At 61.7% G+C, this 18,577-nt stretch carries 17 protein-coding genes; 11 read left to right on the top strand and 6 right to left on the bottom strand.

What is annotated here, in order from left to right; all coding sequences use genetic code 11:
• Window position 1: 1 nt before the first annotated feature.
• Complete coding sequence (locus JFT66_RS06350; protein WP_034117427.1) at window positions 2–712, top strand: PqiC family protein; 711 nt, start codon at window positions 2–4, stop codon at window positions 710–712.
• A gap of 208 nt (window positions 713–920) precedes the next feature.
• Here the strand turns inward: JFT66_RS06350 and JFT66_RS06345 are convergent, their stop codons facing one another.
• A complete protein-coding gene (locus JFT66_RS06345; RefSeq protein ID WP_034117428.1) occupies window positions 921–2,459 on the bottom strand; it encodes an AhpA/YtjB family protein in 1,539 nt (512 codons plus the stop codon).
• 133 nt (window positions 2,460–2,592) lie between these two features.
• Here JFT66_RS06345 and serB point away from each other — a divergent pair, with 133 nt between their 5' ends.
• A complete protein-coding gene (gene serB / locus JFT66_RS06340; RefSeq protein WP_034117429.1) occupies window positions 2,593–3,807 on the top strand; it encodes a phosphoserine phosphatase SerB in 1,215 nt (404 codons plus the stop codon).
• 53 nt (window positions 3,808–3,860) lie between these two features.
• Here the strand turns inward: serB and asd are convergent, their stop codons facing one another.
• The 3 genes from asd to JFT66_RS06325 are packed head-to-tail and all read right to left on the bottom strand — an operon-like array spanning window position 3,861 to window position 7,145.
• Window positions 3,861–4,721, bottom strand: a complete 861-nt coding sequence (gene asd / locus JFT66_RS06335) for an archaetidylserine decarboxylase (protein ID WP_153838732.1) — start codon at window positions 4,719–4,721, stop codon at window positions 3,861–3,863.
• Window positions 4,722–4,736: 15 nt separating this feature from the next.
• The gene (gene rhdA, locus JFT66_RS06330; RefSeq protein WP_153871537.1) at window positions 4,737–5,552 is read right to left on the bottom strand and encodes a thiosulfate sulfurtransferase; all 816 of its coding nucleotides are present in this window, start codon (window positions 5,550–5,552) and stop codon (window positions 4,737–4,739) included.
• A 57-nt stretch (window positions 5,553–5,609) separates the two neighbouring features.
• Window positions 5,610–7,145 (bottom strand): HDOD domain-containing protein, encoded by a 1,536-nt coding sequence (locus JFT66_RS06325; RefSeq protein ID WP_198858984.1) that lies wholly within the window; start codon window positions 7,143–7,145, stop codon window positions 5,610–5,612.
• 166 nt (window positions 7,146–7,311) lie between these two features.
• Here JFT66_RS06325 and motA point away from each other — a divergent pair, with 166 nt between their 5' ends.
• Window positions 7,312–8,163: a flagellar motor stator protein MotA gene (gene motA / locus JFT66_RS06320; RefSeq protein ID WP_005784209.1), complete on the top strand. Its 852-nt coding sequence runs from the start codon at window positions 7,312–7,314 to the stop codon at window positions 8,161–8,163.
• 3 nt (window positions 8,164–8,166) lie between these two features.
• Window positions 8,167–9,186, top strand: a complete 1,020-nt coding sequence (gene motB / locus JFT66_RS06315; protein ID WP_153871535.1) for a flagellar motor protein MotB — start codon at window positions 8,167–8,169, stop codon at window positions 9,184–9,186.
• Between the two features lie 57 nt (window positions 9,187–9,243).
• On the opposite strand, the gene rsgA is transcribed toward motB, so the two are convergent.
• On the bottom strand, window positions 9,244–10,275 hold the full coding sequence (gene rsgA / locus JFT66_RS06310; protein WP_034117434.1) for a small ribosomal subunit biogenesis GTPase RsgA: 1,032 nt from the start codon (window positions 10,273–10,275) through the stop codon (window positions 9,244–9,246).
• Window positions 10,276–10,383: 108 nt separating this feature from the next.
• Between rsgA and orn the strand changes: the two genes are divergently transcribed.
• Window positions 10,384–10,926, top strand: a complete 543-nt coding sequence (gene orn / locus JFT66_RS06305) for an oligoribonuclease (protein WP_010213620.1) — start codon at window positions 10,384–10,386, stop codon at window positions 10,924–10,926.
• 191 nt (window positions 10,927–11,117) lie between these two features.
• Entirely contained in the window at window positions 11,118–11,735 is a 618-nt protein-coding gene (locus tag JFT66_RS06300; protein ID WP_198809709.1) for a trimeric intracellular cation channel family protein, read from the top strand.
• Here JFT66_RS06300 and queG read toward each other — a convergent pair.
• On the bottom strand, window positions 11,732–12,796 hold the full coding sequence (queG, locus tag JFT66_RS06295; protein ID WP_034117436.1) for a tRNA epoxyqueuosine(34) reductase QueG: 1,065 nt from the start codon (window positions 12,794–12,796) through the stop codon (window positions 11,732–11,734). The genes JFT66_RS06300 and queG overlap by 4 nt on opposite strands.
• Before the next feature lie 63 nt (window positions 12,797–12,859).
• Here queG and JFT66_RS06290 point away from each other — a divergent pair, with 63 nt between their 5' ends.
• From JFT66_RS06290 to miaA, 5 genes are read left to right on the top strand one after another with little or no spacing between them, the layout of a single operon-like run.
• Window positions 12,860–13,720: an NAD(P)H-hydrate dehydratase gene (locus JFT66_RS06290; RefSeq protein WP_198858983.1), complete on the top strand. Its 861-nt coding sequence runs from the start codon at window positions 12,860–12,862 to the stop codon at window positions 13,718–13,720.
• A complete protein-coding gene (gene tsaE / locus JFT66_RS06285; protein ID WP_162524898.1) occupies window positions 13,708–14,178 on the top strand; it encodes a tRNA (adenosine(37)-N6)-threonylcarbamoyltransferase complex ATPase subunit type 1 TsaE in 471 nt (156 codons plus the stop codon). The genes JFT66_RS06290 and tsaE overlap by 13 nt, the downstream gene beginning before the upstream one ends.
• Before the next feature lie 17 nt (window positions 14,179–14,195).
• Complete coding sequence (locus JFT66_RS06280; protein ID WP_034117439.1) at window positions 14,196–15,617, top strand: N-acetylmuramoyl-L-alanine amidase; 1,422 nt, start codon at window positions 14,196–14,198, stop codon at window positions 15,615–15,617.
• On the top strand, window positions 15,617–17,533 hold the full coding sequence (gene mutL / locus JFT66_RS06275; RefSeq protein WP_442963593.1) for a DNA mismatch repair endonuclease MutL: 1,917 nt from the start codon (window positions 15,617–15,619) through the stop codon (window positions 17,531–17,533). Before JFT66_RS06280 ends, mutL begins: the two co-directional genes overlap by 1 nt.
• Window positions 17,533–18,504 carry a tRNA (adenosine(37)-N6)-dimethylallyltransferase MiaA gene (miaA, locus tag JFT66_RS06270; protein WP_198858982.1) on the top strand — a complete coding sequence of 324 codons (972 nt, stop codon included), beginning with the start codon at window positions 17,533–17,535 and terminating at the stop codon, window positions 18,502–18,504. The genes mutL and miaA overlap by 1 nt, the downstream gene beginning before the upstream one ends.
• Window positions 18,505–18,577: the final 73 nt, after the last annotated feature.

Below are 18,577 nucleotides of genomic sequence, written 5' to 3'. Positions count from 1 at the left end.
GATGATGACTGCTCCACGCCTTCCTCTATTTTTTATGCTCGCTGGCCTTTTGGGGCTGGCGGGTTGCAGCACGCACCAACCGGTGTCGCTGTACCAGCTGGACAGCGGAAGTCCGGCTCAGCCAGCACAGACAGCTGGTATGGCAGTTTTGCTGGGGCCGGTAGTCGTTGCTGATTACCTGCAACGCGAAACCCTGTTGCAACGTCAGAACGACGGCAGCCTGCAAGGTTCCACTGATGGGCGTTGGGCGGGCAGCCTGTCGTCCGATATCAACCAACTGATGCTGCGCCAAGTGGCCGGCCAGTTGGACAGCCAGCGTGTGGTCCTGGCGCCAGCGCCGAGCGGGTTTACCCCGGATGTGCAGGTATTGTTGACGATCACCCGGCTTGACTCGGGCACCTCGCAGCCGGCTATCCTCGATGCGCAGTGGCGCTTGATCGACCGTCGCGGGCAAGTGCGGGACAACCGCATCGTGCACCTGCAGGAAGAGCATACCGGCACCACCGCTTCCCAGGTCCAGGCCCAGGGCGTGCTGTTACAGCATTTGGCGCAGCAGTTGTCGGTGGCGCTCAAGCCATTGGCCAACCAGCCGCCGATTGCCGAGGCACCACGCAAGCAGGCACCGGCACAGCCCAAGCCAGCTGCACCGGAGAAGCCGAAGATGCCGATGGCGACGCCGATTCGTACGGATCTGGAAGTGTTCAGGTTCTGAACTGAATCGCGCACAAACAAAAGGCCCGCAGAATAAAGCGGGCCTTTTTGTTTGTTCGGGATTTGAGTCATGTTGAAGATCAACTGTGGGAGCGGGCTTGCTCGCGAAGACGGTGTGTCAGTCAACAGATTCATTGGCTGATCCACCGCCTTCGCGAGCAAGCCCGCTCCCACACAAACTCACTCCACAGTGGGTTTAGCGGTGTTCTTTAATTCTTGTTGCGGGTCTCATGCATCCGCGCCAACTGCCGCTCCAGCATCGACGGATACGGCTCCATCAAGCGCTCCACACAGCTGGCCCCTTCGGGGCTGGCAATTGGGCGGATACGTGCACGTTGGCGGATCAGTGTGTCTTCACTGATCTTGCGTTCCACCAGCAGCAGGTTACGGCTGTGTTGGGACAAGGCCAAGGCATCCTGGGCGATTTCGGTGAGCAACAGGTCGATCTGGCTCATGCCAAACAGGTCATCGCCCACCGTCAAACCAAGCTGCAGTTGCAGGGTGATGCCGCTGTCGGCTACTTCTATCTGCAAGGCGTGGCCCAGGGCGCGCAGCAACTCGCCACAGCAAATAGCGTTGGTCAGGTAGTCTTCGCCGCTGTCTTCACTGTGGAACAGCATCAGCGTGCTGCCATCGTTCAGGGTGTGCAATTCGCTCTGGTACAGCGAGGCGGCCTGGTCGAGGCAGTCGCGGTAGCGTTCGAGCAGTTCGGTCAGGCGCGCGCGGGGCAGGCGGCGCAGTTGCTCCTGGGCACCCAATTGCACGGCGAGGACGGCGCTGTGTTGCGGTTCGGAGTTCTTTGCGACCGGAACCGGTTTCGGTGCAGTGGCCGGGGCCACGGCGGAGGTATCGCGCAGGTCGGCGAACGGGTCTTCGTCGTCCAGCTCGTCTTCCTCGGCCTTGACCACATGGCGCGGTGCAGGCTTCAGGCCGGCCACCGGCGTGCTTTCGTCAAAACCTGGGTCGCGCAGGTTGCGCACTTCAAACTCAGGTTCGTCGTTGTAGTCGTCGGTGTCGTCGTACTCGGGTTCAGGTTCGACCTCCGGCGCTTTCGGCTCCGGGGCGAAACTGGCGTGGAGCTGGCGCGCCAGGTCGCCGATTTCGTCCTGGCGATCAGTCGCCGGGGTATGCTCGTCGATATCCCGCAGCCAGATGCGCAGTTGCATCAGGGGCGTGGAGATATGCCGCCCCAGGCGCAGGCTCAAGGCCAGGGCCAGCGCCAGCAGGATTGCACTCAGGATGCCCATGCTCTGCAGGCTGATGGTCATCGGCTGCTGGAACTGTTGCATATCGAGGCTGATACGCAACTGGCCGGCCTTCACATCCTGGAAAGTGATATTGCTCTGGTACAAACCCTCGGCTTCACCCAGCAGGCCGTTCTTCGGGCGCTGCCCGGCTTCGGCCATGATCCGGTTGTCCACGCTATAGATGGCAGCGTGGGCCACCAGCGGGTTCTTGGTCAGGTTGTTGAGCAGCACGTTGAGGCTGAGGATGTCGTTGGACACCAGCAACTCAGTCGCCGAAGTGGCGGTCTGGGTCGTCAGGCTCTCGCCCAGCGCGTCGGCTTGCTCATGCATGGCCTGTTTGAACTGCAATCCCATCACGCAGGCGTAGATCACCAAGGCCAAAGCGACCAGGATCACGTTATGGCTGGCGATGCGTAATGCGATCGGTACACGGCGGTGGCGCAGTGCCCGGAAGATCAGCAGGAAGAAGTTATCGGTTTTTACTGGCGTGGGCCGGTTCACTTGCGCTCGGCTCTTGGTCCGTGAAGTTGACGCGCAGTATAGCGACAGGCCCATGACCGGCAAAGCGCTGGCTGTGCCCGATGGTCACTGAAAGTGGGTAGAATGCGGTTTTTTTCCAGCCTGGGGGTGCGCTTTGCGCGAAATTGTCCTGATCAACATCACAGGTCTTGACCGACCGGGTCTCACCGCAGCCATTACCGGTGTCCTCGCCCAGGGTGGTGTGAACATTCTCGACATCGGCCAAGCGGTGATCCACGACACACTGTCGTTCGGCATCCTGGTGGAAATCCCCAGCACCGAGCAGGCTTCGTCGGTACTCAAGGACATCCTGTTTACGGCGTATAAGCTCGATCAACAGGTGCGTTTCACCCCGGTGTCCGAAGCGGATTACCAGCATTGGGTGGAAGGCCAGGGCAAAAAACGCCACATCGTGACCCTGTTGACTCGCAAGGTAACGGCCGAGCAGTTGCAGCGCGTCAGCTCCATCACTGCGCAATATGGATTGAATATCGACCATATCGACCGTCTGTCGGGTCGTATGCCATTGGACACGCCCGCCGACAAAGGCAAGGGTTGCATCGAATTCTCCGTGCGCGGCGAACCGGCTGACGCGCAAGCGCTACGCGCCGATTTCCTGAGTGTGGCCCAGGAGCTGAATGTCGATATCGCCTTCCAGGAAGACTCGCTGTTCCGCCGCAACCGTCGCCTGGCGGTGTTCGACATGGACTCCACCCTGATCGAAGCCGAGGTTATCGACGAGCTGGCCAAGGCGGCCGGTGTGGGCGAGCAAGTCAGCGAGATTACCGAGCGGGCGATGGCCGGTGAGCTGGATTTCCGTGCCAGCTTCAAGGAGCGCCTGGCGCTGCTCAAGGGCCTGGACGTAAGCGTGCTGGATTCCATCGGCGCTTCGCTGCGCCTGACTGAAGGTGCCGAAACCCTGTTCGCCGAACTCAAGCGCCTGGGTTACAAGACCGCGATCCTTTCGGGCGGCTTCACCTACTTCGCCAAGCAGTTGCAGGCCAAGCTGGGTATCGACTACGTGTTCGCCAACGAGCTGGAAGTGGTAGATGGCAAGGTGACCGGCGTGGCGGTCGAGCCGATTGTCGATGCGCAGCGCAAGGCGGATCTGCTGAAGGAATTGGCCCACAAGGAAGGGTTGCGCCTGGAGCAGACCATTGCGGTCGGCGACGGCGCCAATGACTTGCCGATGCTGGCGATTGCCGGGTTGGGGGTGGCGTTCCGCGCCAAGCCGTTGGTCAAGCAATCGGCCAAACAGGCGATTTCGACGTTGGGGCTCGATGGTGTGCTGTATCTGTTGGGCTTGCGTGACCGCGACGGTCAGCTCTGAAAATGTGGGAGGGGGCAAGCCCCCTCCCACATTTGATCTTTGCAGTTTTCAGATCAGGCTTTAGGCAGTGCGATACCCTGGCCCATCTGCACCGGCGAACCAGCTACCAGTTCTTCAGCCCACTTCACCTGATCCGGCCCAAACAGCACGATGGCGGTCGAGCCCAGCTTGAAGCGACCCAGTTCAGCACCTTTTTCCAGATGAATCGGCGCGCGCGCAGCTTCGTCGTAACGGAAGGTTTTCAGCTCGCGCTTCGGCGGCGTCACCAAGCCTGCCCAAACGGTTTCAATCGACGCCACGATCATCGCACCCACCAATACCACAGCCATCGGGCCGCGTTCGGTGTCGAACAGGCAGACAACGCGCTCGTTACGGGCGAACAGCTCTGGCACGTTTTCAGCGGTGGTCTGGTTGACCGAGAAAATCCGCCCTGGCACATACACCATCTCGCGCAAGGTACCGGCCAGCGGCATATGTACGCGGTGGTAGTCCTTCGGCGACAGGTAAATAGTCGCGAAGTCGCCGCCCATGAACGGCGCAGCCAGTGCTGCGTCGCCACCGAGCAATTCAAGCACGCTGAAACTGTGACCCTTGGCCTGGAACACACGGCCATGTTCGATGGGGCCAAGCTGGCTGACCGCGCCATCGGCCGGGCTCAGTACCGCGCCTGGAGTTGGATCCAGCGGGCGGGCGCCGTCTTTCAGGGCGCGGGTAAAGAAGGCATTGAAGTGCTCGTAGGCGCTCAGGTCTTCAACCAGGGCCTGGGACATGTCCACCTGGTAGCGCTTGGCGAACCAGGCAGTGAAAGCGTTTTTGAACCAGCGCACGCGGCACTCGGCAATGCAGCCGGCCAAGCGCGAGAGCAAGTGGTGCGGCAGCAAGTATTGGCTGAGGATAAACAACTGCTTTTTCATAACTGTCCTTAAACCTTAAATCTCAACGGGGGTGTCGGGGTGGTTGCCCCATTCGCCCCAGGAACCGGCATAACCTTTGACTCGCGGATAACCGAGCGCCTTGGCCACCAGGTAGGTGAAGCCAGAACGGTGGTGAGTCTGGCAGTGGGTAATGATTTCTTTATCGCGGGTCAGCCCGAGGCCTTCGAGGATCTGCGGCATGTCACGGCGGATACGCAGGTTGCGGGCCTTGTCCATACCAGCGGTCCATTCGAAATTCACTGCGCCGGGGATGTGGCCACCCTTGGCTGCCAGCACTTTCTCACCGGAATATTCCAGCGGGCCGCGGGCGTCCCAGATGCCCAGGTCGGCAGCACCGAGACGGCTTTGCAGGTATTCGCGGGTGGCGGTTGGGCCGTCGTGCAGCGTGAGGCTGACCGGGCCGCCGGCGGGGGCGGGTACTTCGGTGGAGAGCGCAAGCTTTTCCTCCAGCCATGCCAGCAGGCCGCCGTCGAGGTAGTGATATTTCTGGTGGCCAATCACGTCGAGCATCCAGATAAAACGCCCGGCCCAGCCGCCACCTTCGTCGTCATAGACTACGTAGGTCGCGTCCGGGGTGTGGCCCAGTTCGCCGAACAGTTTTTCCAGGTCGGCTTTGTGGGGCAGCAAGCCGGGTGCCGGGGGCTGCCCCAGTTGGGTGCGCTTGGGATCAACGAAATGCGCGCCGGGGATATGCCCTTCGGCGTAGCGGGCGGCACTGGTGAGGTCCACCAGAATCAGGTGTTCGGCATCCAGGCGACCGATCAGGTCGCTGGATTCGATCACCAGCGGCAAGCCAGAGAAGTCAGGCATGTGAGGTCTCCTGGGCACAAATGTTGGCGATAAAGGAGGGCGATTGTAGCGCAAGCATCAGGCGCTGCGGTTGGTAAAGCTGTGCAGGGCCTTTTCGATGCATTGAGCGGTTTTGCCGAACGCCTGCACGGTGGTTTCCGAGAACGGCCCGCCGCCCTGGTCCGCGACGATCAGCATCACCACGCGGCCGTTGCAGCTCAGTGAGCGCAACAGCAGGTGCTCGCCGATAAACAAGCGACGCAGGATGGGGGGCAGCAGTGCGGAGAACTGCGCATGGTTGTCGGGGCCGAGCCGCACCTGTGCGGACTTTTCCAGCAGGCGTTGCAGCAATGTGCTGTTGACCACATCCAGGCTCAAGTGCGCGGCGTCCTTGGGCAGGCCGTCAGCTTGATGCACGCGCAAGGTGCTCAAGGCGCGGTCCGCCATGAACAGCAACACCCGCTGCATACCACTGGCAACCAAGGCTTCCTTGGCACAGGTAGTCATGTGCATGGCATTGGCGAAGCGGCTCGGTTCCACCAGCAACTCGGTGCAGTGCTTGCGCCATACGGCCAGGGCTTCTGCGGTGGGAGGAGGTGCCGGCAACAAGCCGCGATGGACCTTCTGCACATGCCAAGGCCAGATCAGCGACAGCGCCGGGTGCCAGAGGTCGGGCATCAAGGTGGTGCGGGCGCTTGTCACCGCTTGCTGGTGCACCTGCTGCTGCACGTCGCTCAACGGCACCTGCAGGTACAGCGCGGTGAGGTACTGCCAGCGCTCGGTATGCGGGCAGGTCCAGGACTCCTGGGCCGACATCGCCAGGCCATTGGCCAGCAGCACGGTGTTGGCCGGCTGGTTCAGCCAACGGCGCAGGTTGGGTTCGGCGTCGAGCAATTGCTGGTGGCGCAGGGCGTCGTCTTCGCGAGCAATGTGCAGCGCCTTGACCAGCAAGCGCTGCTCCGCCTGCAGCAGCTTGTAGCCCTGTGAGACCCAGATTGGCAGGTGCCAGGCGTCGGTCAGGCCCAGGCATAGGTCCACCAAGCGCACGCCGAACAACTCTTGCTCGACCTGGCGCGCTGACTGGCCTTTGTGGATTACCCGCAGCTCCCATTCCTCCAAGAGCTTGGGGAACGAGGCAGCCATCGGCCACAGTGGCGACAGAAACAGCAGGCTGCCCCAGTGGATGTCCTGCCACAACCGCGCCAGGCGACTGCCGAACAAACCGTTGGCTTGCTGGGACGCGTGCTGGCTGATCAACAGCAGCTGGCGCAACGCCACCGGGATCTCATGGGCTGGCACCGAAGGCAGGCGCGCCAGCAGTTCCTCGGCACGCTTGAGGCCAAGGCGGTTCAGCGCCACTTCGAGGTTTTCCGCTGGTTCCGCCAGGCTACCGTGGGCTTGATTGTTGGCTTCGCGCATCACGCTCAGCACCAGGGCCGGGCTGTTTTGCATCAGCTCGGCAATGTCTCGCAATGAACTGCGGCTATCGCGGATGGCTTTGCACACGCGCTCATGGCTGGCCTGTGGCACGGGCAGCAGCACGTCGTCCAGGCACTTGATCCAAGCGGCGAGGGTGGTGGGTCTGGTCGTTGGGGCTGTCGTTTCAATTGCCATGATTGGGGCGCGATCATCACTTGCGGTCTACACGCCCGGAACGGGCCGAATTGGCTTTTCGCCTTAACGGGCTATAGTCTGGCGCAGTTTTGCCGATAAGTAGAACAAGAGTTTTCCGCAGTACCCAATATGTCCATGAACCCGACGGCGCAAGTACCCATCTCCTATGGCTAAAATTATCGGCATCATTGTCGTCATCGCAAGTGTGCTCGGCGGGTACGTCTTGTCCCACGGTAAAATCGCCGCGTTGATCCAGCCTTTCGAAGTGCTGATTATTGGCGGTGCCGCGTTTGGCGCATTCTTGCAGGCCAACCCCGGCTACATGACCATGCACGTGATCAAGAAGTCGCTGGGCATGTTCAGTTCGCGCTTCTCCCACACCTTCTATCTGGAAGTGCTGGGGCTGATCTACGAGATCCTCAACAAGAGCCGCCGCGAAGGCATGATGGCGATCGAAGGCGATATCGAAGACGCCGCGGCCAGCCCGATTTTCGCCAAGTACCCGGCTGTGCTCAAAGACGAGCGCATGACCGCGTATATCTGTGATTACCTGCGCATCATGTCCTCGGGCAACATGGCTCCCCATGAGCTGGAAGGCCTGTTCGATATGGAGTTGTTCAGCCTTAAGGAAGAACTGGAGCATCCTTCGCACGCCGTGACCGGGATCGCCGACGGTATGCCAGGCTTTGGTATTGTCGCGGCAGTACTCGGTATCGTGGTGACCATGGCCTCCCTTGGCGAGGGCGATCAAGCTGCCATTGGCATGCACGTCGGTGCGGCGTTGGTGGGTACCTTCTTCGGTATTCTCGCCGCCTACGGTTTCTTCGGCCCTCTCGCCACCTCCCTGGCCCACGATGCCAAGGAAGAGGTCAACCTCTACGAAGCGATCAAGGCGTGCCTGGTGGCGTCCGCGTCGGGCATGCCGCCGTCGCTGGCCGTGGAGTTCGGACGCAAGGTGCTGTACCCGAAACATCGCCCAAGTTTCTCCGAGCTGGAACAAGCGGTTCGCGGTCGCTAAGCCATGGAAAACAACCAGCCGATCATCATCAAGCGCGTCAAGCGCTTCGCTGCGGGGCACCATGGTGGTGCCTGGAAAATCGCCTTCGCCGACTTTGCCACGGCGATGATGGCGTTCTTCCTGGTGCTGTGGCTGATGTCCACCGCCACGCCGGAACAGAAGATCGCCATCGCCGGTTACTTCAAAGACCCGATTGGCTTTTCGGAAAGTGGCACGCCGTTTGTCATCGACCTGGGCGGCTCACCGCAGTTGGCGCCTGAGCGCACCATCAACCCGGAAGTGCAGACCGAATCGCCCCAGGAAAAAATCCCGATCGAGCGCGATACGGTTGAAACCATGGCTGAGCAGGTCGAGCAGGAACGCCTGGAACTGTTGCTGCAGGAGTTGCAGACCAAGGTTGAGGAAAACCCGCAACTGCTGAAATTCAAGGATCAGATTTCTTTCGAAATCACCCCGGAGGGGCTGCGCATCCAGATCACGGACGCTGCCAACCGGCCGATGTTCGACTCCGGCAGTGCGCGCTTGAAGCCATACTTTGAAGACATTCTTTTGGCCATGGCCGACACCATCAAGGCGGTGCCGAACAAGATCAGCGTCAGTGGCCACACCGATGCCAAGCCCTACGCTGGGCAGGGTGATTTCGGCAACTGGGAACTCTCGGCCAACCGCGCCAACGCCGCCCGCCGTGCGTTGGTGGCCGGTAGCTATCCGGACCCGCAAGTGGCGCGTGTGGTGGGCTTTGCCTCCTCGCAACTGTTTGATCCCAAAGACCCGTTCAACCCGATCAACCGCCGTATCGATATCGTGGTGCTGACCAAAAAAGCCCAGCGTGCGATTGAAGGTGACCAGCCGCCGCCACCGGTACCGACCCAGGGTGACGGTGCGCCCGGCGAAGTGCCAGCCGACCCGAACGCGCTACCGCCTGAGCAGGAACCACTGCCGGCCCATGAGTTGCGGCAGAAGCTGAACCTGTTTGATGACGGTGGGGTGAAGGATCCTACGGTGCCTGTGCCGGGGTCGTAAGCTCCAGATACAACAAGGCCGCGATGATCGCGGCCTTGTTGTATCTAGCTGGGCAGCTCAGTAACTGCTCTCAGGCAAACTCGCAATAATCGACCGATAGCTGTTCATCCGCTGCTGCTGCACTCGGCCATCTTCCAGGGCCTTGAGCAATGCACAGCCCGGCTCGCGGTCGTGTTTGCAGTCGCGGAAGCGGCAGGTGCCGATCAGGTCGTTGAATTCGATGAAGCCCGCTTCCACGTCGCTGCGGCTGACGTGGCCGAGGCCGAATTCACGAATACCCGGGGAGTCGATCAACTCACCGCCACCGGGGAAGTGGAACAACCGCGCGGTGGTGGTGGTGTGGGTACCCTGGCCGGACAACTCCGACAACGGGCCGACACGGGTCTCGACTTCCGGCAACAGGCTGTTGACCAGCGACGACTTGCCTACGCCAGACTGGCCGACGAACACGCTGATACGCCCGTCCAACTGCTGTTGCAGCTGTTCCATGCCGTTGCCGTGATGGGCCGAGACTTCCAGCACCGGGTAGCCCAAGGTGCGATAGACCGCCAGCAACGCATTGAGCGCCGGGGCGTTCTGCTCGTCGATCAGGTCGAATTTGTTCAGCAGCAACAGCGGGCGAATGCCGGCATGCTCGGCCGCGACCAGGTAGCGGTCGATCAGGTTGGCATGGGGCTCTGGCAGTGGTGCGAACACGATCACGATCATGTCGACGTTGGCGGCCACCGGCTTGAGCTGGCCGCGGCTGTCGGGGCGGCGCAGCTCGGTGCTGCGCGGCAACTGGGCAACGATCACGCCGATGCCCTGGTTGCCGGCACGCCAGACCACTTTGTCGCCAGTGACCAGTGCAGGCAGGTTGGCGCGCAGGTGGCACCGGGAGACCGAACCTGCGAGTTCGCCTTCCAGCGCCTCGACTTCGACCTGCACACCAAAGTGTGCGATCACCAGGCCGGTTTGTTCAGGGCCCAGGTCGCCGCCCTCGAGCGCTTCCACGGCGGAGGATTCACGTTTGGCGGCGCGTGCGGCGCGCTCACCTTGAATCTTTTCGATGCGCCAGTTTTGGCGACGATTGAGCTGGCGTTTGGCCATTGGTGTTCCGTGTCGATAATGCAAAGGTTAGGTAAAACGGTCGCGAGTCTAGCACGCCCCCGCCTGCTAAACTGCCCAGCTACGCCAAGGTGCCAAGAGAATCAAGCCATGCAAAACCCACAGAACCTGATTTGGATCGATCTGGAAATGACCGGTCTGAACCCTGACACCGACGTCATCATCGAGATGGCGACCATTGTCACCGACAGCAACCTCAACACCTTGGCCGAAGGTCCGGTGATCGCCATCCACCACAGCGACGCCGTGCTTGCCACCATGGACGAGTGGAACACCCGCACCCACGGCAACTCCGGCCTGACCCAGCGCGTGCGCGACAGCCGCATCAGCATGGCCGAAGCCGAAGCCGAAACCATCGCCTTCCTGGAAAAGTGGGTGCCCAAGGGCAAGTCGCCGATCTGCGGCAACAGCATCTGCCAAGACCGACGCTTCCTTTATACGCATATGAAGGCGCTGGAGAGCTACTTCCACTATCGCAACCTGGATGTGTCGACGCTCAAGGAGTTGGCTGCGCGCTGGGCGCCGGAGGTCAAGGACAGCTTCCATAAAGGCAGCACGCACCTTGCGCTGGATGATATTCGCGAGTCGATTGCCGAGTTGCAGCATTACCGCAAGCATTTCATCAAGGCTTGAATATGTGGCGCCTGGCCCGGCGCCTTCGCGAGCAAGCCCGCTCCCACATTTGACCGAGTCGCCATGACGAACGCGGCACACATGTGGGAGCGGGCTTGCTCGCGAAGGGGGCGACGCGGTCTTTCGCCAAGCGCCCCCTTTTGGTGCCATCAGCAAATGATTAGACTGCCGGCCTCTCTGCAAGGATCGCCATCATGCTGCTGATGCTCTACCTCGTCGCCATCACCGCCGAAGCCATGACCGGCGCCTTGTCCGCCGGCCGGCGCGGCATGGACTGGTTTGGCGTGGTGCTGATCGCCTGCGTGACGGCCTTGGGCGGTGGCTCGGTGCGCGATGTGCTGCTCGGTCACTACCCGCTGACGTGGGTCAAGCACCCGGAATACCTGGTGCTGACCTCCATCGCTGCACTGGTGACGATTTTCATCGCACCGCTGATGCGGCGCCTGCGCTCGCTGTTTTTGGCTCTGGACGCTTTGGGGTTGGTGGCGTTCACCTTGATCGGCTGCATGACCGCCCTGGAAATGGGCCACGGCATGTTGGTGGCGTCGGTCAGCGGGGTTATCACGGGTGTCTTCGGCGGCATCCTGCGGGATATCTTCTGCAACGACATCCCGCTGATCTTCCGCCGTGAGCTGTACGCCAGCGTGTCGTTCCTGGCCGCCTGGTTCTACCTGTTGTGCCTGTATCTGGAGCTGCCCAGCGAGCAGGCGATTCTGCTGACGCTGTTCAGCGGCTTCCTACTGCGCCTGTTGGCTATCCGTTTCCACTGGGAAATGCCCAAGTTCGTCTACAACGACGACGTTCATTAGCGTGTAGCGTGCTGGTTCAGCGCCCATTCCACATGCTCGCGCACCAACTCCGACGGGTAGTCCCGCCGCGCCTTCAAGGCTTCCAGCACCGGAATGCTCGACGGCGCATTGCCCAGGCCCACTGCCAGGTTTCGCAACCAACGCTCGTAACCGGCACGGCGCAAGGGTGAGCCCTCGGTGCTGCTGAGGAATTTATCCTCGTCCCACATAAACAACTCGGCCAGTTCTGCGTTATCCAGGTTATGCCGTGGCTTGAAATCGCTTTCGGCGGTGGACCGGGCGAAACGATTCCACGGGCAAACGATCTGACAGTCATCGCAGCCAAATACACGGTTGCCGATCAACGGGCGCAGGTCTTCGGGGATCGCGCTCTTGAGCTCGATGGTAAGGTAGGAAATGCAGCGCCGGGCATCCAGCACGTAAGGGCCGACGAAGGCGTTGGTGGGGCAGATGTCCAGGCACGCGGTGCAGCGGCCACAGTGCTCGGTTGTGTGGGGTGGATCCACCGGTAACGGCAAATCCACAAACAGTTCGCTCAAAAAGAAATAACTGCCGGCCTTGCGGTTGAGTACCAGGGTGTTTTTACCGATCCAACCGAGGCCGGCTTGTTCGGCGATAGCTTTTTCCAGTACGGGAGCGCTGTCGACAAAGGCGCGAAAGCCAAACGGGCCGATCTGCGCTTGAATGCGGTCGGCCAGTTGCTGCACGCGCTTGCGGATCAGCTTGTGGTAGTCGCGGCCCAGGGCATAACGCGAGATATAAGCTTTTTCCGGCTTAGCCAGCAGTTGTGCCATTTGGGTGTCGCCGGGCAGGTAGTCCATGCGCAGCGACACCACGCGCAAAGTGCCGGGCACCAGCTCGTCGGGGTGGGAGCGTTTGCTGCCGTGGGCGCCCATGTACTCCATCTCGCCGTGGTAGCCCGCGTCGAGCCAGCGCTGCAGGTGCTGTTCATGCTCAGCCAGGTCGAGGCCGCTGATGCCGACTTGTTGAAAGCCCAGCTCGCGGCCCCAGTCTTTGATCGATTGGGCGAGGGCGGGCAGATCGGAGGTAATAGCAGGCATGAGACACGGGAAACCACAGGTTAGATGCGTATAATTCTGCCAGACATCGGAGCTTGAAGACGCATGCCTCAGACAAAACACGAAATAACCGACGTTCAGCTATTGTTGCCCGGCCATTTGCCGCAGCTGGCTGCACGTTCCCCGGACGCCCATAAGGGCCTGTTCGGGCACTTATTGGTCATCGGTGGCGACCGCGGCGTTGGCGGTGCTGCGTTGCTCAGTGCCGAGAGCGCCCTGCGCAGCGGCGCCGGCATGGTGTCCCTGGCGACTCGGCCCGAGCATGTGCCGGCTGCGCTGGCCCGGCTTCCGGAAGTGATGACGGTGGGCGTCAGCTCGGCCAACCAGTTGATGGGCTTGCTGGAAAAAATCTCGGTCATCGTGATTGGCCCGGGTTTAGGCGCTGCGGCGTGGGGGAAGAGTCTGCTGTCCGTGGCAGCCAACGCTCGGCAGGCGCAAGTCTGGGACGCCGACGCCTTGAATCGGCTGGCCACCGGCAGTGTCAGCCTTCCGGCCGACAGCGTGATCACTCCGCATCCGGGCGAAGCGGCGCGCTTGTTGGGTATTTCGACAGCCGAGGTTCAGGCGGACCGCCTTAAGGTGGCGCGCGCGTTGAGCCAGACATTCAATGCAGTGGCTATCCTCAAGGGGGCTGGCAGTTTGATTGCCAGCCCGGACGGACGGGTTGCCCGTTGTGATCAGGGTCATCCGGCCATGGCCACCGCAGGGCTCGGTGACGTCCTGGCTGGCCTGGTCGGTGCATTGTTGGCCCAGGGCATGCCTGCCTATGACGCAAGTTGCCTGGCCGTGTGGTTGCACGCTACCGCGGGAGATCGCCAAGGCAGCTTTGGCCGTGGCCTGGCTGCCAGCGACCTGATCCCTGCCATTCGTCAATTGTTGGAGGAGCAGTCGCCGTGCCTGAAGTAAGCCTTTTCCTGGCGGATGAAGATGCCATGGTCGCGTTTGGTCGTCTTATTGCCCAGGCCACGGCCGGCATGGGGCTGATCTTCCTCGAAGGTGACCTGGGCGCTGGCAAGACCACATTATCCCGAGGGATTATTCGCGGTCTGGGCCATACGGGCGCGGTCAAAAGCCCGACGTTCACGTTGGTCGAACCCTACGAGATCGGTGGCGTGCGCGCCTTCCACTTCGACCTCTATCGCCTGGTGGATCCCGAGGAACTGGAGTACATGGGCATCCGTGATTACTTCGACGAAGATGCGCTGTGCCTGATCGAATGGCCAGATAAAGGCACAGGCTTTTTGCCAAAGCCGGACCTGACCATTACCATTACGCCGCATGAGCATGGACGTCAGCTGAAGTTGTTGCCCCAGAGCGCGCGCGCTGAAGTGTGGTGCGCCGCTCTGGCATTGGAATTCAAATAAAATTGGTGGGGTTAGGTATGCGCTTTCGCGCGTTGGTTGCTGTCGTGGGGGTGTTGCTTGCGGCAATGACTGTCAATGCTCTGGCTGCTTCACAGGTAAAAAGTGTTCGCCTGTGGCGAGCGCCGGATAACACGCGACTGGTGTTCGACCTGTCTGGCCCGGTCCAGCACAGCGTCTTTACCCTGACGGCGCCTGATCGCCTGGTGATCGACATCAACGGTGCGAGCCTGGCCGCGCCGCTGAAGGTCTCTACCGCCAACACGCCCATCACCGCCATGCGCTCGGCCCAGCGTACGCCGACCGACCTGCGCGTGGTCATCGACCTGAAAAAGGCCGTGACGCCAAAGAGTTTCTCGCTGGCGCCCAACGCCCAATACGGCAACCGGCTGGTGGTCGACCTGTTCGACAACCCCGCCGACGCGGCACCGCCGCCTGCGCCGACACCAAGCGTGGCGACCGTGCCTGCGGTGCCGGTCAACCCGTCGCAACCCCAGGTCAAGCTGCCACCGCCGCCGCCCGCACCGGCAGGCAAGCGCGACATTATCGTGGTGATCGACGCCGGCCACGGTGGCGAAGACCCGGGTGCATCCGGCTCCCGCGGCCAGCATGAGAAAGACGTGGTACTGGCGATCGCCCGCGAGCTGCAGCGCCAGATCAACGGCATGAAAGGCTACCGCGCCGAGCTGACCCGCACCGGTGACTACTTCATCCCGTTGCGTGGCCGTACCGAAATTGCCCGTAAGAAGGGCGCGGACCTGTTCGTGTCCATTCACGCCGACGCCGCGCCTTCGACCGCTGCATTTGGTGCTTCGGTGTTTGCCCTGTCGGATCGCGGCGCAACCTCCGAGACCGCCCGTTGGCTGGCGGACAGTGAAAACCGTTCCGACTTGATCGGCGGGGCCGGCAACGTGTCCCTCGATGACAAGGACAAAATGCTCGCTGGCGTGCTGCTCGACCTGTCGATGACCGCCTCGCTGACCTCCAGCCTGAACGTCGGCCAGAAAGTCCTGAGCAACATCGGTCGCGTCACCTCACTGCACAAACAGCGCGTGGAACAGGCTGGATTCATGGTGTTGAAGTCGCCGGATATCCCGTCGATCCTGGTGGAAACCGGGTTTATCTCCAACGCCAATGAAGCCTCGAAACTGGCCAGTTCCAGCCACCAGCAGGCGCTGGCACGCTCCATCAGCGCCGGCGTGCGCCAGTTCTTCCAGCAGAACCCGCCGCCGGGTACGTATATCGCCTGGCTGCGCGACTCAGGCAAGATCGCCCAGGGCCCCCGTGACCATCGCGTGCAGCCCGGCGACACCGTGGCGATGCTGGCCGTGCGTTTCCAGGTGTCGGCCGCTACCCTGCGCAGCGCCAATAATCTGAAGACTGATGAATTGAAAGTCGGCCAGGTATTGACCATTCCTGGCACTGAATTGGCGGCGCAGTAATGAGCGAATCCATCTTGAACAGCGGCTCGCGCATCGAACTGCTCAGCCCGCGTCTTGCCAACCAGATCGCCGCGGGTGAGGTGGTTGAGCGCCCGGCGTCGGTGATCAAGGAACTGCTGGAAAACAGCATCGACTCGGGTGCCAAGCGTATCGATGTCGACGTGGAGCAGGGCGGCGTCAAGCTGCTGCGAGTGCGTGACGACGGCAGCGGCATCTCCGCCGATGACCTGCCGCTGGCCCTGGCCCGTCACGCCACCAGCAAGATCCGTGACCTGGAAGACCTTGAGCGGGTCATGAGCCTGGGCTTTCGCGGTGAGGCTCTTGCCTCCATCAGCTCCGTGGCCCGCCTGACCCTGACTTCCCGCACGCGCAGCGCCGAGCAGGCCTGGCAAGTGGAAACCGAAGGCCGCGACATGGCGCCTCGGGTCCAGCCGGCTGCGCATCCGGTGGGTACCTCGGTGGAAGTGCGCGACCTGTTCTTCAACACCCCGGCGCGGCGCAAATTCCTCAAGGCCGAGAAAACCGAATTCGACCACCTGCAAGAAGTCATCAAGCGCCTGGCCCTGGCGCGTTTCGATGTGGCATTTCACCTGCGCCACAACGGCAAGACCATCCTCAGCCTGCACGAAGCCAACGACGACGCCGCGCGCGCTCGGCGGGTGGCGGCGGTGTGCGGCAGCGGGTTCCTGGAGCAGGCGCTGCCGATCGAGATCGAACGCAATGGCCTGAGGCTGTGGGGCTGGGTCGGGTTGCCGACGTTTTCCCGTAGCCAGGCCGACTTGCAGTACTTCTTTGTGAATGGCCGGGCGGTACGCGACAAGCTGGTGGCGCACGCGGTGCGCCAGGCTTATCGCGATGTGCTGTTCAACGGGCGGCACCCGACGTTTGTGTTGTTCTTTGAGGTCGATCCATCGGTGGTCGACGTCAACGTGCACCCGACCAAGCACGAAGTGCGTTTCCGTGACGGGCGCATGGTGCATGACTTCCTGTATGGCACGCTGCACCGCGCCCTGGGGGATGTGCGTCCGGATGATCAGCTGTCAGCGCCGATTGTCACGGCGGTAGTACGGCCAAGCGGGCCGGAAGCCGGTGAGTTCGGCCCGCAAGGTGAAATGAGCCTGGCGGCCAACCTGCTGCAATCGCCGCAGCCGCAACCGACCTATACGGCGCCGAACTCGGGTGCCGGCGCGGGTTATCAGTATCAATACACGCCGCGTCCGCAATCGACCGTACCGGTGGCTGAGGCCCAGGCGGCTTACCGTGAGTTTTTCGCGCCGCTGCCGGGTGCCGAGCCGGGCGCTGCTCCCTCGTTGCCGGAAGGCGGCGGTGATATTCCGCCACTGGGCTATGCCCTGGCGCAGCTCAAGGGTATCTATATTCTGGCGGAAAACGCCCATGGCCTGGTGCTGGTGGACATGCATGCCGCCCACGAGCGGATCATGTACGAACGCCTGAAGATCGCCATGGCCAGTGAAGGCCTCAGCGGCCAGCCACTGCTGGTGCCCGAATCCCTGGCGGTGAGCCAGCGCGAGGCCGATTGCGCCGAAGAGCACCACAGCGTGTTCCAGAAACTGGGCTTTGAGCTACAACGCCTTGGCCCGGAAACCCTGGCAATCCGTCAGATTCCCGCGCTGCTCAAGCAGGCCGAAGCCAACCGCTTGGTGGCCGACGTGTTGGCAGACCTGATGGAATACGGCACCAGTGACCGCATCCAGGCACATATCAACGAACTGCTCGGCACCATGGCCTGCCACGGCGCCATCCGCGCCAATCGTCGCCTGGCCCTGCCGGAAATGAACGGCCTGCTGCGCGACATGGAAAACACCGAGCGCAGCGGCCAATGCAACCATGGCCGACCGACCTGGACCCAAATGGGCCTGGACGATCTGGACAAACTCTTCCTGCGCGGCCGTTGATGAGTGCCTTGCCCCCCGCGATCTTCCTGATGGGCCCCACGGCCTCCGGCAAGACCGACCTGGCCATCGAGCTGACCAAGGTGCTGCCCTGCGAGCTGATCAGTGTCGACTCTGCCCTGGTTTACCGGGACATGGACATTGGTACGGCCAAACCGTCTAAAGAGCTGTTGGCGCAGTATCCCCACACGTTGATCGACATCATCGACCCGGCCGAGAGCTATTCGGCGGCGGATTTTCGTAGCGACGCCCTGGCGGCCATGGCCGAGATCACCGCGCGGGGCAATATTCCGCTGCTGGTGGGCGGCACGATGCTCTACTACAAGGCTTTGCAGGAAGGTCTGGCCGATATGCCGCCCGCCGACGCCCACGTGCGTGCCGAACTCGAAGAAGAAGCTGCACGCCTTGGCTGGCAAGCCTTGCACGACCAGTTGGCGGCCGTGGACCCGGTGTCCGCGGCACGCATTCACCCCAATGATCCCCAGCGTCTCACCCGTGCCTTGGAAGTCTGGCGTGTAAGCGGCCAGACCATGACTGAACACAGGCTGAAACAAAGTGCGCAAAGTGCTGATGCAGGCGCATCTGGGCAGTCACAATTGCCCTATACTGTGGCGAATCTGGCCATCGCTCCGGCAAATCGCCAGGTGCTGCATGAACGAATTGCACAAAGATTCACAATTATGTTGGAACAGGGGTTTGTGGAGGAGGTCGTAGCACTGCGTTCAAGAGGTGACCTGCATGCCGGGCTGCCTTCGATACGTGCTGTAGGCTACCGCCAAGTCTGGGATCATCTGGATGGCAAGCTGACGTCAGCCGAAATGCAGGAGCGCGGCATCATTGCCACGCGCCAATTGGCGAAGCGCCAGTTCACCTGGCTGCGCAGCTGGAGCGATTTGCACTGGTTGGACAGCCTGGACAGCGACAATCTGTCACGCGCCTTGAAATACTTGGGAACGGTCTCCATATTGAGCTGAGTCCTTGCAATTGCCGTCTATCCTTGGGGGTGTGACGGCCATAAGCTATCTATTTTCCGATTTTTATTATTGA

This window comes from Pseudomonas sp. MF6755, assembly GCF_016405635.1.
In the GTDB taxonomy this organism is placed as follows: domain Bacteria; phylum Pseudomonadota; class Gammaproteobacteria; order Pseudomonadales; family Pseudomonadaceae; genus Aquipseudomonas; species Aquipseudomonas haemolytica.
Note: the sequence above shows the minus strand (reverse complement) of the source record. Positions and strands in the feature narration are given on the sequence as shown.